Genomic DNA, 15,265 nt, shown 5'->3' with positions numbered 1-15,265 from the left:
TTTAATAAATGATTAATAATAAAAAAATGGATTTTAAGAATGACCTAATTTCCTGTCCATCCCAGGGATATCATCACTTGATCTCCTAAAAGTTCCTTTAATGAATCTAATTTTTCATGGTTTTCAGACTTTAATAGTGGTTTGCATTCATTTAGAGTGATATCACCCGAGAGAAGTTTCATTGAAAATGCCATACATGTGGCTATTCCACATTCTTCGCAATTTGTCTGAGGCAAGCAGTTATAAATGTTTAATGGGCCTATTTTGGATAGTTTTTCTGATAGATCATCTATAACTTCTCCATTTTCATGTTCAATGTAAGATTGGTTTATTTTTTCCATAAATTCTGTGATTATTTTTATACCTTCTTCTGGGTTTCTTGTGTTCATCATCATTATTTTTCCAGATGGGAAAAACGTTATAACCCTTTCATGTGTATTTATTGTTAAAATCTTTTTGTGTTTGATATAATTTACTTTTCCTGGTGGGAATTTGCCCGCAAATATTGGCATTACGTGATCTAATGTTGAATCTAGTTGCATTGCTAGTTTAATTCTGCCTTCTTCTGCCATACAGGGCATTATTTTAGTTATTGAAACACTTTTTACCAGCGAACCATCTTCAAAAATATCATATTTTAATTCTTCCATTTCCATTTTTATTACCTCTTAAATTTTAATTATGTGGTTTTTTGATTTTGAAAGATTGTAAAGACTTTTACCATTAATAAGTTCTGAAATTTCAATCAGATCTTCATATTTAATTCCTCTTTCAATTAATGAATCCAAATGAACGTATAAAGTTCCATTGGGGAATATTGAATAAAGTAATTCAGTTAATGATGGATATTGGATTGTTTTTTCTGCTATTTGATTTTTTATGGCCGAATAAACACCATCACCCATTAAAAGGACATCAGATTTTATTCCCTTATCCAAACTTGCAATTGCAATATAAACTCCGCTTAACGCATTTTCATGGCCGTAAGGAGCTTTATCTATAATAATTAATGAAGATAACATGTTAACTACCCAACAATACTACTTTACTATTTTCGTCCATCCATTCTGCAAGATCATAAACACTTGTTATTTCAACCTCTTCTAAGTAATCTGATTCGTCTAAGTATCCTCTTGCTGCTGCACATCTAATGCATGCTTTAATTTCACAACCATTTTTTATAAGTTCTTTAAAATTTTTGGAAATATTTGGTAATGTGCGGGGATCTTGATCTTTTCTAGGTAAATGTACACCATCCATGTACAGGAATATTTTGACTCCATATCCTATCTTTAGTGCAGTTTTTGCCATTTTATATCCAATATCTGCATATTGTGAAATATATGGACCATCTATTAGCACGATAACCATCATCTTTTGATTTGATAAATTTTTATTTATGGTGTCATTCATTTCTTTTGTCAACTCGTTCAAATTTTTAAAAACTTACAATCTGATTAGAATTTTCCATAATATCGATTATCATATCATCATATTGGGAAAACATGATAAATTCTTCATTTATCTCTTCATCTTCAATTCCTCTTGCTTTAAGATCATTCGAAGAAACATAAACCTTTGAATTTTTAAGAAGTACTTCTAAATCAGGATTAAAATAACTTTTTCGAGCACAATAAACTCCGCTTCCTAAAAGATAAATTGAGATTTGATCATTATTGATGTACAATTGAGAATAGTCTATAAAAGTTTTAAATCCCTGCTCTGACGGACTTTTTGTTAATATGAACCCAATATGCATATTATGGCCTCCGTAATTAAATATTAATAATTGTTTTCTTTTATTTTAAGGTCTTTGTGTGATAAATTTATTTAATTTTTGGATAAATTTGGTTATGATTCGTTATAATAGCGTTTTTGGAAATATAATGCTACATTAACTAGACTTATTAATACAGGAACTTCGATTAATGGTCCTATTACAGTTGCAAATGCTACTGCTGATCCTATTCCAAAAACTGCAATTGAAACGGCAATTGCTAATTCGAAGTTGTTACTGGCAGCTGTAAATGAGAGTGCAGAGGTTTTAGAGTAATCTGCACCTAATTTGTATCCCATTAAGAAAGTAGTGAAAAACATTATTACAAAGTATAATAACAGTGGAATGGCTATTATCACTACATCAAATGGTAATTGGACTATAATATTTCCTTTTAAGCTGAACATTACTATTATAGTAAATAATAGTGCTATGAGCGTTATGGGGTTGATTTTAGGTATGAATTTTTCATCATACCATTTAATACCTTTTCGTTTTACCAGGAAGTATCTAGTTAATATTCCTGCAATAAATGGAATTCCAAGATATATGAAAACACTTTCAGCTATTTGTAATATACTTATGTTTACAACACTTCCTTGTATCCCAAATAGTGGAGGTAGTACTGTGATGAATATCCATGCGTAGATGCTGTAGAAAAATACTTGAAAAACACTGTTAAATGCCACTAACCCTGCAGCATATTCACTATTTCCTTTTGCGAGTTGGTTCCAAACAATTACCATTGCAATACAACGAGCTAGTCCTATTAATATTAAACCAACCATGTACTCAGGATAAGCTCTTAAAAATACCACTGCGAGAATGAACATCAGTATAGGTCCTAATATCCAATTCTGGAATAATGATAAACCCAATATTTTAGTGTCCCTAAAAACTTCTCCCAATTTATCATATTTGACCTTGGCCAGAGGAGGGTACATCATTAAAATTAAACCAATAGCTATGGGAATGCTTGTAGTACCTACAGAAAATCTATTAATAAAAGATTCAACTCCTGGAATGAAGTATCCAATTGAAACTCCTAATACCATGGCTAAGAAAATCCAAAGAGTTAAAAATCTGTCTAGAAATCCAAGTTTGGGAGTATCACAAATTTGGTTGGTAATCTGACCACTAATATCATCCTTCAAAGATATCACCAAATTATTGCCGGGTTATTAAAAGTTCATCGATGCTGTCTAAAATTTTCATCTTTGATAGCCTGTAATGTGTCCAAACTCCTTCCTTACGCCATTTAAGTAAACCTGCATTTTTTAAGAGGTTCAGATGATGGGATACTGTTGGTTGAGGTTTGTCTAATGCTGCCATTATTTCACAGACGCATAGCTCATTACTTTTAGATAGAAGATAGACAATTTTTAGCCTGGTTGGGTCGGCTAGTGCTTTGATTATATCTGCATTTTTTTGCATTTCCTCTTCGCTAGGCATTTCAGATAGTATCTTTTCCAGATTCTCTATCTGGGCACAATTAGGTTTACCATCATCATTAATTTCACATGTTTTTTTCATGATAAATTATTACGACAATAATATATTTAAATATATGGATGTTAATAGATATTTTATAGAATATAATTGTAGAATCTAAATAAAATGATTATATCTTAAAAAAAGCATCAAAGGTAGATTCTTCTCAGATGAAAAATGTAAAAAATAATGACAAAGGACATCATTTGATGCTTTGAATAAACTAGGAACACCAAAGAAAAAATAGAAGAAAAATAAAATTCAAAGTAATATTAAATATTATATATTTCAGATAAGTCAAAACTTTAAAAGATTTTAGAAGGAGAAAAATCATGAAAATAATAATATATGGCACTGGTTGTAGCAAATGTAAAGCTGTTGAGAAGGCTGTAAAAGAAGTAGTCGACAAATTGGGGGCAGATGCTGAAATAGTCAAGATTGAAGAATTGGATAAAATACTGGAAGCAGGAATACTCTCAACTCCTGCATTAGCCATTGATAACGAAATAAAAGTAACAGGACGTATTCCCACATCAAGTGAGATAGAAAAATGGATAAAAGCTAAAATGTAAAAAAATAGCTTATAGAGAGATGATTTATAATGGTTGATACCAATGATCAAAATTTAAAATTTTTTATAAATATCACACTAGATCAGATATATAATGAGAAATTATTAAAAAAGATTGTTTCAATTATTTTGATCATAACTGCCATCATTTTCATTTTAGGAATTTTCATTGGATTATACACATCTACATATGGTATAATCCTTGAATTAATTATTATTTTAATATTTTTCTACTTTTTATGTTGGTTTATGGGTATCAGATGCAGATTATCTGGTTGTAAAAAAATAAAAAAATAATTTTTATTAAATTATTGCATTGAATAGATAACCAATTGTTACTATGGACACTGCTAATATTCCTATGAAAATGCCTAATAGTTTAGGTTTTAACACCTTTCTTAGTATGATCATCTCAGGGAAAGATAATGCAGTGACAGCCATCATAAATGCTAAAGCAGTTCCTATAGGAATTCCCTTCTCTATAAATACCGCAACCAATGGAATAATACCTGCAGCATTTGAATATAAAGGTACTCCTATTAAAACCGCTATTGGTACAGCTAATGGATTATTTGGACCTGCATACTTTAGAAGGAAATCAGCAGGCGCATATCCATGAATTATTGCACCAATACCTATAGCTATTACAACATAAGGACCTACTTTCTTCAATAGATCGACTGTATAATCTTTTGATGAAATGGCACGTTCTTTCGGTGTCTGTTTTTCCTCTTCTATTGTAATTCCTGCTTTCTCAGCTTCCTTTATTTTATTGATCATATCATAAACATAGCTCTCCACTTCGCCTTCTAATTTAAGCCTGCCAATAATTATACCTGCTACTATTGCTATTATTAATCCAGAAATAATATACAGTGCTGTAATCTGCCAGCCTAACATACCCCAAAGTAGTATAATAGCGATTTCATTTACCATGGGGGATGCTATTAAAAATGAGAATGTTACTCCAAGTGGCACTCCTGATTCTACAAATCCTATGAAGAGAGGTACAGCAGAACATGAACAAAATGGGGTGACAATTCCAATTAAAGCTGCTACAATATTTCCAAGATATTCATTTCTCTTTGCTAATACTTTCCTCACTTTAGTGGGTGATATATAACTTCTGAAGTAAGATATTAAAAATATTATAACTGTCAAAAGAATTAAAATTTTTATTGTATCATAAATGAAAAAATTAATTGCACTACCTAATGCTGATGCAGGATTTAAACCCATCAGTACAAAAGTAAGATAATTTACTAATTCTTGTAGAATATCCGCCATTATTTTATCCTCAAATCATTATTTTATATGATATTATTGATTCTTTTACTTTATGAATTTATATTAAGAAATAATATTACTATACTTCTTGCTTTTTTTGACAATCAGGACAGATATATATCTTTTTATCGGTTTTAAAAACCTTATCACAAATTTCACAAATAGCATCATTGAGATGACCTTGATTTTGTCCTATAATCCCATTTTTACATGAAATTGAACCTCTACTATGTGTGCTTTTCATAATTATTTTGATATTTCCTTTTTTAGCCATTTAATCATCTTTATAATAAGATCAGTTAAAATATATTATAATAATTTATATTTTTTCTGATCTAATTTTGGATATGCAGAACCACATACTGCTCTAAGATTTTTCTCCTTTCTTTCAACCAGAGCTATTTTACTCTCATTAAAATAATTTGTGCTATCATTAAAAGGTAGAGTTCATATTTCAAACTCTTTTAATTCCTTCTTAATTTTATTTTTCATATATTCAACGCAAATTTCTCCATTATCGTCTAATCTGGACACATCAGTGGGCTTTAAATCTTTTTTATTGAGTTCATCCATAACAATGATATTTTTTAGAGGTTTAACACCTTTTTGTTCCAGGATTTTTTGGGTGCAGTTGCCATCACAACCACTCAAAGCAATAATGGGATACTTTTTAATTAAATTTCGAAATCCATCTTTATCAGCAGAAGTAGCACCCATACAAATTGAGATGGTATTATCTGTTTCAGCAACCGTATCTGATGATGTTGCACGTGAAACTAATCCATAGGGACTCATTCCGCTACAAGCAGCAATAGAGATCTTATTTTTTCCTTTCATTTACAATCAACTCCATGAGAGTCATATTTATTCCTATTTTTTTAAATTCACTTTATTTGTAAAGGATTGATTATTTCTTTGATTTCAATTTAGCATTCATTTTATCAAATCTTTCTTTAATGTGAGTGTATTCTTTTTGATCAAATGGACATCCTTCAATACAGTATGTGCAGCCTTCACTACAACCTATACAAAGTTTTTGTATAAATTCGGTTTCTTTTTCTCCACAACAAACTTCCTTTTCTATTAATGCTTTTTCTGGACATGCTTTGATGCATTTACCACATTTTTCACAGTAATCGGTTATCCACGAATGTTCGTTACCATCTTTTAGTGGTAAGTTGGCTATGCTTACAAATATGGCTGAAATTTTTTGACGTGGACCTAATTCAGGAGTAATAAGAAGTCCACTTTGTCCTATCCATCCTAAACCTGCTTTTTGGCCAAGTTGAGAAAACTTAACAATACCCCCATAAGGGTGAGCAACTTCGGTTGCATAACCATGCTCTCTAAGATAGTCAGATATTTCATAACTCAGATTACCTAATTTTTCATAGGCAGAATCGTTAAGTTTTTGTGCTTCTGGTCCTGGAGTTGCTTCGATAATTTCTTTACCCATTTCCATAGTTAATACAATAGCATTAGGATATTGGATAAATTTATCTTTGATTAAAATTTCTGGAGTAATCTGTGCATATCCTATATCTTTAATACCAATTGAATGAGCATAATTTTCAAGTTCTTTAATAAAATCAGCATCAGCGACAACTTTTGGCTTATCTGGGTTGTTTACTACTGATTCATCAGGATATTCATTATCCAATCCACATCCACATCCACTATCTTCTTTTGGTTCATCAACCGATTTTGATTCACAACATCCTACTTCAACAGATTTATCGTCAGATTCTGATTCACAACATCTATCTTCTTTAGATTCTTTGGATCCATCATTACATGAGTCATTAACAGTTTCTGAAGTTTCTCCACACCCACATTTTTCACTTTCCTTATTCAACCTTCTGTAAGCTTTTATTTGAACACTTATTATTTTTCCAATTAGCCGTTCATCCATATTAGGTTCTGTGAAGATATGTTGGCTTACGATTTCTACATCCTTAAATCCTGCTTTATTAATAGTATCAATGTATTCTTGTTTTTCAAGCGCCCCTGCGATGCACCCGGCCCATGCTTTGAAATTCTTCCGTATTTCTGTAGGTATTTCTCCATCGGTTACAATATCTGAAACTAAAATCCGACCATCTGGTTTTAAAACCCTGTAAGCTTCTCTGTAAGCTTTCAATTTGTCGGGTGTGAGGTTTATGACACAGTTGCTTATTATCAAGTCTATGGAGTTGTCTTCAATAGGTAAATTTTCTATTTCACCCACTTTGAATTCAACATTTTCATAGCTGCCTTCTCTTGCATTTTTAACAGCAGTTTCTACCATTTCTGATGTCATGTCCACACCAATGACCTTCCCCATATCACCCACTTTATTAGCTGCTAGAAAAACATCTATTCCTCCGCCAGATCCAAGGTCCAATACCGTTTCTCCAGAATTAATTTCAGCCAGAGCTGTTGGGTTTCCACATCCCAATCCAAATACTGCATCTGAGGGTATGCTTTTGATCTCTTCTATGGTGTAACCTGCTGCTTGGGCCTGTTTAATGATCGAGTTTTCTTCTCCTCCACAGCAAGAACAACTATTAGAACTTTCTTCATTGGTTGCTATTTTTGAATAACGTTCCTTTACAAATTCCTTCACTTTTTTTTCTTCCATTTGAATCACAACATAAAATTATCCATACATCCAAATATGTGAATATATAGATAGTATGTTGTAATCCTATTTAAATCTATCCAAAAATAAGATATGACACTTGAATCAAGAATAATTAATAATAATTTAATTTTGTAAATTATCTTATTTTTTAGTTTATAAATTTTTTCAAAGAATTTTATCCATAATGGGAGATCCTACTTTTATATCTTCATGTATCTATTAAATTTTTATTTCCAGTCTTTGAGAAAATTAGGGCTGTGGCGTATCCTTATTCCTGTGGTTAAGATCCATAGTCCGACTAATATTCCTATAAGCCATAGGTATGTTACTAAGAATATTCCTACTAATAGGATTAATAAACCTATTATTATATCTTTAACTCCGCAGCGTTTGTCTCCGTTTTTTGATAGAATTCTTATAATACTTGTGATTATTAGGAAAAGAACAATTATCCAAATTATGAAACCAGCTAACTCTGTCATTAGTGGGAAATTGAATATGAACCCAATTCCTAAAATGAGTGAGATTATACCTAAGATTAAAAGGGGGATCCCTAAACTAGCACCGTCAATTTCACTAATTTCATATATTCCGTCCAATATAAGACCAATACCAAACATTGTGAGTAAGAATATAGAAATAAGTGAAACAGGAACTAAACTTAAGAGTGAGATAACTATTACAATTAGACCAAGAACAATCAATATCAATGCAACATCCATTTTTTGCATATCTTTTACCCCTATTCTTTTATCCATTAAACACTTAATTAAGACTTTTTTTAAGATACTGCAAATTTGCCATCTTACTTAATCTTTCGGTTTAATTTCCTGTTAATTTTGGTTTTCCTGTTATCAGAAGGTAAATTTCTACGATAATTGCAATAAAAATACCTATCATGGCAAGAATCAACAAAATACTAAAGGCCCAATTATAGAAAGAATTGTAAAAATTAAATGGGAATACTGTATAGACAAAATACACTGCTATAAATGCAAAAATGTTTAAAATTATTTTCATTACATGTTTAAACCTTTCAGGACTATACAAAAGGAGTATGAAATTTCCTATAATTGCAGCTATTACTGACAGATTTATAATCCATAGGACTTCATTAAAAGTATTTAAAACAAAATAAACATGCCAATTTAATAAATTATTTACAATATACAGAAAAATCAGGTTAAAAATTATTGCAGCTACATACTCTGATTTTTGTTCTCTTTTTCTATTTCTCTCCATATGAAAACACCTAATATGATTTTTCACAGTTTTTTATTAGCTGATTAACACAGAATATATTTGTATTCTATAATTTGTTATTTCATGTAGTTATTATTTTTTATAGAATAATTGAAATTGGAACGTATTTATAAAATATAGTTAGAAATCAATATTAACAGAATAATTTTTGATATTAAAAATAATTGAAAATAACAATGGAAATACTTCAAAAAAAATAAGTAAAAATCTTATATTAATATAAGATTTTAAGTTCATTAATGAATCGTTGGTTTAGTTGGTTTTGGAATAATGCCTTTTGGGACTTTGTCTGTGATTTTTTTCATCTTTGTGACTAATCCTTCTTTGCCACTTCCTAAAAGTGCATTTTCCAGGACATCGCTCATGTTTCGAACTGGAATAATTTCGATCTTATCTTTGTAACGTTCCTCAATAAGAACATCATCCATGTTTGATTCAGGAATAATAACCTTTTTCATACCTGCCTCAGCTGCTGCTTCAATTTTTCCAGTAACACCGCCAACAGGCATAACATCACCTCTAACACTCAATGATCCGGTTAATGCTACTGTCTGATCAACTGGAACGTTTTCAAGGGCAGATATAACTGCAGTTGCAATAGATACACTTGCACTGTCACCTTCAATCCCTTCGTATGATTGTAAGAATTGTATGTGAATGTCGTGATTTGAAATATCGGTACCTGTGTTCTTTTTAATCAATGCACTGACGTTTTGAACTGCTTCTTTAGCAATCTCTCCAAGTTTACCTGTGGCAATTATCTTTCCTTCATCTTTACTTTGAGCAGGAGCTGCTTCTGCAGCTATTGGTAGTAATATACCGCTTCTGTCCCCAATAATAGCTAGGCCATTCACTATTCCAACTTTGCTGCCCTCAGATTTGAAGACACTGTAAGTTTTTCTTTGATCTATGTATCTGTCTGCTATCTGTTGTTCCAGTGTTCTGGCAAGTTTTTTGGCACTTATAACATGTGCCAGTGTTACACTGTCAGCACCTTCACCTGTAGCTATGTCACCTGCAGCCCTTACAAGACCACCAAGATCTCTCAATTTAAGAGTTAATTCATCTTTTTTACCGGACCTTCTCTGTGCTTCATGAATTATTTCTTCAACCGCTTCTCTGCTGAAATGTGGTATTCTACCATCTTTTTTAACTTCTTGGGCTATGAACTGAACCAATTTGTTCCTATTTTCCAAGTTGTCATCCATAGAATCTTTCATGAACACTTCGTAACCATAACCTCTTATCCTTGAACGTAGTGCTATATGCATTCCTTTAAGCACCTGAAGATTTCCAGACGCAACAAGAACAAAATCACATGGCACTTCGTCTGAACGTACCATTGCTCCACTGCTTGATTCGCTTTGTCCGGTTATGGAGTATTTTTTCTCCTGCATAGCTGTTAATAGCTCTTGCTGGGTTTTCATCTGCATGCTACCTATTTCATCAACATACAGTACTCCCTTGTTGGATTTATGTATCATTCCTGCTTCTACACGTTCATGGGCAGGAGTTCCGAGTCCACCTGACTGGTAAGGGTCATGCCTTACATCACCCAGGAGTGCTCCTGCATGGGCACCTGTTGCGTCAACAAATGGTGCTGTGTTTTTGCTATCGTTGTTCACTAAGAGTTTTGGAACCATGACATTATTTTTGGGTTTCATCTGCATTATTACAAGTAGAACTATTCCTGCAGCTATAATAGCTGCCAGGTACTGTTGTAATAAAAATCCAATTACTATGATGGCTCCAATTATGGCCATCATTAAAATATTCTTCCTTTCTCCTTGAGACTTTGCCTTAACCCTGTAAGTCATTACAACTTTCTTACCCTCACCTGCAGGCATAGCACCAATAAGGGGATTATTGTTATCCTCCATGTTAGGATAAACTAGTATATCCTGAAGTTCTTCGGGTGGTAATAATTCTGCCATTCCCTTAGCTAGCATTGATTTACCTATTCCCGGTTCTCCTATTAAAAGAACATTTCGCCTTTGTTTTGCAGCTTTTATTACTGTTTCTACTGCCTCTTCTTGACCTATGATCTGATCTATAATCCTCTCAGGTACTTCTATATCTCCAGAAGATTTATAACTCTTGAAATCAAGTTTTTCTTTAAATGAACTGTTTAAATTTGTCATAATTTTGAAATCTCCAAATATTCTATTGGCTAAAATTTATTTAAGCATCTAATAAGTGTTTCCGATATGAACTTGTTGATAATATAAAAACTTTTTTGTTTCCAACCTTATCTAACTCTTCAATAAATTTACTTAACAACTTATGAGGTTTAAACCAATATAATTGTGAATCTAATCCTATTATATCATATCCCTTCATTTCATAGGGATTAAAATCTTTTAAATCCAACAATTCTGCTTCCAGAGAATTAGCCACTATTACAGCCATTTCTTTAGTGTTTCCCTGATATATTGGCTTGTTAATTACTGCAGTTTCCATTTTTTTTTTACCTGCTTACTTTTTTTCATTATGGTTTACTTTTTTTTACAAATTTTTGAATTATAAATATTATAAATAATTAAGATTTTTATTGTAGCTTTAAAAGTTCATTTACTTCGTTAACTATTTCTTCATTAACTCTGGCAACTAAATATTTACCTTTTCTTTCAGTAAAAATTAATTCAGCGTTGGTTAATTCTTTAAGATGATGAGAAATTGTAGGTGCTCCTATATTAAATGATTCAGCAATTTCACTTATTAAACATTCACAGTTTGTTTTATAACTTGTTTCATGCTTTTTAACTATTTGTAAATATAATTCTAATCTATTAGGGTTTGATAGAGCTTTAAATATTTTGGCCATTTCTTTTGTTTCCATTGACTACTCCATGATTAAAATTCTATAATTCGATAAATATCAAAGTAATAATATAGTGTTGTGGAAATTCTATATAAATGTTTTGTTTAGGACAATCCATGATACATTGAAAATTATTAATTAATATTCGAAATAAAAAAAATATTGATACTAAATTTTAAAAGAATATTAGGTTATTATCAAGGAAAAAACTCCCATAAATATTTTAAATTATCATTTAAACTTCATAACTTCATTTATTAAGAAGATGTTTAATTGATAAGGAGATTATGTTAAAAATAGTTTAAATAGGGATTAATTCCCTATTTAAAGCTTTATTTCGTATATTAGGTGTTTTCACCAGGGTTATATCGGAGGTTCAGTTTTTCTGACCGTTCTGATATTTGTACTGGTTACTAATACTTGGTTTAACTGTATTTTCTAAACCATACTGGTACTTGTGCTGTGTACTGGTATCTGTACCTGTTTTGGCATTATCTTGTCCATTTTGGTACTTGTGCTGGTCTCCGTCACAGGATACACCGTTTGTACATGCTGTGCCATCTTTTTGACATGTCTGATTTTTGTCTTGGGTATGTGCTTTAGTTTGATCACATGTACCTGTCTGATTCTGAACTTGAGCTGTAGTGTTATTTGCTGTTTGATTCAATGCAAATGCAGGCACAATACTGATGATCAACACCATGGCACAAATTAGGGCTGCTTTTTTCACAATTTTCACCTCCATTTTCTTGGGTGACTAAAGATTGTCTTAGAGCATATAAATGAATATTCCGAGTTTTCACCCAGATTTGTACCAGATCATTCCCAAGTAACCCAGATAAGGATTGAAAGTGCAAAAAATTCTATTATATTTAAAAAGAAGATTGGAGTACCCATGCCTGGACCTCTAAAACTTTGATATGTTAGAAGAAATCCAGTAAATAGTAGGTTTTGTAGAAGTAGTAAGAGGGCAAAAGCTAGAAGTCCGAAGGTAAATTTCGATTTGAAATCTCTATAACTTCCAATGTACATGTATAATAAGATGATTAAGAGGCATATGTTTCCAATTCCTATGATAATATCAATTGTGATAATTTGGGAGTTTGCTAGTTGCATTCCTAGACCTTTTCCTAATCCCTCTCCCGTTCCATTTCCTCCCTGATATCCTTGTCCTCCTACTTGCATTTCAATCACCTCAACCATCGAATATATTTTTTTATTTTTTCATTTTACTTTGAATTTCAAGGAATATGGGGTAATTTTCTTCCATACGATTCGTTAAAAATATCATTTCCCCATATTTTTTCTCGCCACTAGAATTAACAAGAATATTGTGGTCTTTCAAGATCTTGATATGATGTTGAATAGTTTTATAATCCAGATCAAGTTCTAAAGAAAGTTGATTAACATTGTAAGGCCTATCATGAAGAGCTTCAATTATTCTAGCCCTATTAGTCCCACCTCTACTTCCAGCTATCAAATACCACAGAATCCGCTTCATGAAAATCATTAATTATTATGTTCTAAGTTAGATATGAGTTTATCCAAATCAAACCATCTCAAAATCTATTATAAATGTCATTTTTTTTAGATTAAAAACTTAAAGGTATATTTCCTATTATCTGAGGGTTCTATTTAAATATTATTCGTTTTTATCCAATTAAAATAAAAATTTCATTAATATAAAATTATAATTATATAAAATAGGCAGTATTAAATGAAAAAATTATACATCATAAATAATGTTATCTTTATGGAGTTATCGATATTTTCTAACTTAATTTGTAGAAAAAATAATTAGAGATGAGTGAGATAGTATTATGGGGAATGTAAATGTTAGAGGAAAATTTAACTATTCTACAAATGAATGATAGCCATGCTTATCTCGATATTCATCAAGAATTATTCTGGGATGGTGATCATGCTAAATATAAGTTAGCAGGTGGTTACGCAAGAATTGCTACCATATTTAATCAAATTAGAGCTGAAAATCCCAATAAGACATTAGTTTTTGATTGTGGAGATACCATTCACGGTACTTATGCTGCAGTGAAAACCAAAGGCGAAGCATTAATCCCTATTTTGAATTATTTGGATTTCGACGCCATGACAGCACACTGGGAATTTGCATATGGTCCTGAACATTTAAAAAAACTAACAAAAAAATTGAATTATCCCCTGTTAGCTATTAACTGTTATAATGAGTCCAATAATGAGCTTTTATTTGAACCATGGATAATTAAAGAAATAGGTAAACTGAAGATAGGAATTATTGGTATTGCAGCAACTATAGTCGATAAAGTCATGCCATCAAACTTCAGCAAAGGAATATACTTCACCATGGGTAATGAAGAATTACCATACTATATAAAAAAATTACGAAATGATGAAAAAGTAGATCTAATTGTAGTTATCTCACATTTAGGATTTCCACAGGAAATGAAATTAGCCATGGATGTTGATGGTATTGATATATTATTAAGTTCACATACACATAATCGACTTTACAAACCTGCTATTGTGAATAATACCATCTTAATACAATCAGGATGTCACGGTTCTTTTATTGGAAGGCTAGATCTAAGTATCTCACAAGGAAAAATAGTAAAATTCAAACACAGGCTTATCACTGTAGCTGAAGATATCCAACCAGATCCTGATGCTAATAATATTATAAATCAAATATTAAATCCTTATAGAGATATATTAAGTCAAGTTATGGGTTATACTAAGACAGGTCTTAATCGGAATACTGTGTTGGAATCAACAATGGATAACTTTCTTTTAAAAAGTCTCTTGGAAGAAACAAATGCCCAACTAGCATTTTCTAATGGATGGAGATATGGTGCACCTGTTCCGCCGGGAAAAATTACCCTAAATGATCTTTACAATATAATTCCAGTAAATCCTCCTGTTTCAACAGTTGAATTGACAGGCCAAGAAATTTGGATAATGATGGAAGAAAATTTGGAACATCTATTTTCTAATGATCCATATAACCAGATGGGAGGTTATTTGAAGCGATGCATGGGTATTAATATCTATTTCAAAGTAGAAAATCCCAAGGGATATCGTATCCAAGAACTATTTGTTGAAGGAAAAAAAATAAAAATGGATCAAATATACAAGGCGGTTTATGTTACCAGTCAAGGAGTACCTTCTAAATATGGTAAAAAAAAGAACCAATTAGACGTGCACGCAGTAAAAGTATTGCAAAATTATTTGTCTAACAATCCAATCATTAAAACAGAAATCCAAGGCACTATGACAGTTGTATAAAGACTATTCATATAGAGATACATTTCTTATTTTGATATAATTATTTGAATAAAATTGGCTAGTTATAAATATTTTCAGTTCGTTAATTTCATATATTAGCTAGTTTTATCTAATTTTAGCTTAATAATAACCAATTAACATATTTTTTGTTAA

At 31.3% G+C, this 15,265-nt stretch carries 20 protein-coding genes; 2 read left to right on the top strand and 18 right to left on the bottom strand.

Annotated features, from left to right (window positions below; all coding sequences use genetic code 11):
• Positions 1 to 44 precede the first annotated feature (44 nt).
• From K8N75_RS10385 to K8N75_RS10360, 6 genes are all read right to left on the bottom strand, one after another.
• Positions 45 to 656: a (Fe-S)-binding protein gene (locus tag K8N75_RS10385; protein ID WP_223791986.1), complete on the bottom strand. Its 612-nt coding sequence runs from the start codon at positions 654 to 656 to the stop codon at positions 45 to 47.
• Positions 657 to 668: 12 nt separating this feature from the next.
• Positions 669 to 1,022, bottom strand: coding sequence for a DsrE family protein (locus K8N75_RS10380; protein ID WP_223791985.1), 354 nt, complete (start codon positions 1,020 to 1,022; stop codon positions 669 to 671).
• Between the two features lies 1 nt (position 1,023).
• Positions 1,024 to 1,371, bottom strand: a complete 348-nt coding sequence (locus K8N75_RS10375) for a DsrE/DsrF/TusD sulfur relay family protein (RefSeq protein ID WP_255590948.1) — start codon at positions 1,369 to 1,371, stop codon at positions 1,024 to 1,026.
• Positions 1,372 to 1,438: 67 nt separating this feature from the next.
• Positions 1,439 to 1,759, bottom strand: a complete 321-nt coding sequence (locus tag K8N75_RS10370) for a DsrH/TusB family sulfur metabolism protein (protein ID WP_223791984.1) — start codon at positions 1,757 to 1,759, stop codon at positions 1,439 to 1,441.
• Positions 1,760 to 1,851: 92 nt separating this feature from the next.
• Positions 1,852 to 2,940: an ACR3 family arsenite efflux transporter gene (gene arsB / locus K8N75_RS10365; protein ID WP_338038040.1), complete on the bottom strand. Its 1,089-nt coding sequence runs from the start codon at positions 2,938 to 2,940 to the stop codon at positions 1,852 to 1,854.
• Between the two features lie 4 nt (positions 2,941 to 2,944).
• The gene (locus K8N75_RS10360; RefSeq protein WP_223791982.1) at positions 2,945 to 3,310 is read right to left on the bottom strand and encodes an ArsR/SmtB family transcription factor; all 366 of its coding nucleotides are present in this window, start codon (positions 3,308 to 3,310) and stop codon (positions 2,945 to 2,947) included.
• Between the two features lie 290 nt (positions 3,311 to 3,600).
• On the opposite strand from K8N75_RS10360, the gene K8N75_RS10355 reads away from it, so the two are divergent.
• On the top strand, positions 3,601 to 3,840 hold the full coding sequence (locus K8N75_RS10355) for a thioredoxin family protein (RefSeq protein ID WP_223791981.1): 240 nt from the start codon (positions 3,601 to 3,603) through the stop codon (positions 3,838 to 3,840).
• Between the two features lie 302 nt (positions 3,841 to 4,142).
• Here the strand turns inward: K8N75_RS10355 and K8N75_RS10350 are convergent, their stop codons facing one another.
• The 12 genes from K8N75_RS10350 to K8N75_RS10295 all read right to left on the bottom strand — a co-directional run bounded on the left by K8N75_RS10350 (position 4,143) and on the right by K8N75_RS10295 (position 13,334).
• Positions 4,143 to 5,126: a permease gene (locus K8N75_RS10350; RefSeq protein WP_223791980.1), complete on the bottom strand. Its 984-nt coding sequence runs from the start codon at positions 5,124 to 5,126 to the stop codon at positions 4,143 to 4,145.
• Positions 5,127 to 5,205: 79 nt separating this feature from the next.
• Positions 5,206 to 5,400 carry a hypothetical protein gene (locus K8N75_RS10345; protein WP_223791979.1) on the bottom strand — a complete coding sequence of 65 codons (195 nt, stop codon included), beginning with the start codon at positions 5,398 to 5,400 and terminating at the stop codon, positions 5,206 to 5,208.
• Between the two features lie 173 nt (positions 5,401 to 5,573).
• Positions 5,574 to 5,963 carry a putative zinc-binding protein gene (locus tag K8N75_RS10340; RefSeq protein ID WP_223791978.1) on the bottom strand — a complete coding sequence of 130 codons (390 nt, stop codon included), beginning with the start codon at positions 5,961 to 5,963 and terminating at the stop codon, positions 5,574 to 5,576.
• Between the two features lie 70 nt (positions 5,964 to 6,033).
• Positions 6,034 to 7,746 carry an arsenite methyltransferase gene (gene arsM / locus K8N75_RS10335; RefSeq protein ID WP_223791977.1) on the bottom strand — a complete coding sequence of 571 codons (1,713 nt, stop codon included), beginning with the start codon at positions 7,744 to 7,746 and terminating at the stop codon, positions 6,034 to 6,036.
• A gap of 230 nt (positions 7,747 to 7,976) precedes the next feature.
• Positions 7,977 to 8,480: a DUF308 domain-containing protein gene (locus K8N75_RS10330; RefSeq protein WP_223791976.1), complete on the bottom strand. Its 504-nt coding sequence runs from the start codon at positions 8,478 to 8,480 to the stop codon at positions 7,977 to 7,979.
• Between the two features lie 91 nt (positions 8,481 to 8,571).
• Positions 8,572 to 8,991: a hypothetical protein gene (locus K8N75_RS10325; RefSeq protein WP_223791975.1), complete on the bottom strand. Its 420-nt coding sequence runs from the start codon at positions 8,989 to 8,991 to the stop codon at positions 8,572 to 8,574.
• A 257-nt stretch (positions 8,992 to 9,248) separates the two neighbouring features.
• Entirely contained in the window at positions 9,249 to 11,153 is a 1,905-nt protein-coding gene (lonB, locus tag K8N75_RS10320; RefSeq protein WP_223791974.1) for an ATP-dependent protease LonB, read from the bottom strand.
• A gap of 40 nt (positions 11,154 to 11,193) precedes the next feature.
• Complete coding sequence (locus tag K8N75_RS10315) at positions 11,194 to 11,472, bottom strand: NADPH-dependent FMN reductase family protein (RefSeq protein ID WP_223791973.1); 279 nt, start codon at positions 11,470 to 11,472, stop codon at positions 11,194 to 11,196.
• A gap of 88 nt (positions 11,473 to 11,560) precedes the next feature.
• Positions 11,561 to 11,851 (bottom strand): ArsR/SmtB family transcription factor, encoded by a 291-nt coding sequence (locus tag K8N75_RS10310; RefSeq protein WP_048190523.1) that lies wholly within the window; start codon positions 11,849 to 11,851, stop codon positions 11,561 to 11,563.
• A gap of 358 nt (positions 11,852 to 12,209) precedes the next feature.
• Complete coding sequence (locus tag K8N75_RS10305; RefSeq protein WP_223791972.1) at positions 12,210 to 12,563, bottom strand: hypothetical protein; 354 nt, start codon at positions 12,561 to 12,563, stop codon at positions 12,210 to 12,212.
• 89 nt (positions 12,564 to 12,652) lie between these two features.
• Positions 12,653 to 13,018, bottom strand: a complete 366-nt coding sequence (locus K8N75_RS10300) for a DUF8036 family membrane protein (protein WP_223791971.1) — start codon at positions 13,016 to 13,018, stop codon at positions 12,653 to 12,655.
• Positions 13,019 to 13,049: 31 nt separating this feature from the next.
• Positions 13,050 to 13,334: an ArsR/SmtB family transcription factor gene (locus K8N75_RS10295; RefSeq protein ID WP_223791970.1), complete on the bottom strand. Its 285-nt coding sequence runs from the start codon at positions 13,332 to 13,334 to the stop codon at positions 13,050 to 13,052.
• Positions 13,335 to 13,666: 332 nt separating this feature from the next.
• On the opposite strand from K8N75_RS10295, the gene K8N75_RS10290 reads away from it, so the two are divergent.
• Positions 13,667 to 15,112, top strand: a complete 1,446-nt coding sequence (locus K8N75_RS10290) for a bifunctional metallophosphatase/5'-nucleotidase (protein WP_223791969.1) — start codon at positions 13,667 to 13,669, stop codon at positions 15,110 to 15,112.
• The last annotated feature ends 153 nt before the right edge of the window (positions 15,113 to 15,265 follow it).

It is taken from the genome of Methanobacterium spitsbergense, from assembly GCF_019931065.1.
In the GTDB taxonomy this organism is placed as follows: domain Archaea; phylum Methanobacteriota; class Methanobacteria; order Methanobacteriales; family Methanobacteriaceae; genus Methanobacterium_B; species Methanobacterium_B spitsbergense.
The sequence above is the reverse complement of the archived record's forward strand: the minus strand, read 5'-3'. Positions and strand labels throughout refer to the sequence as shown.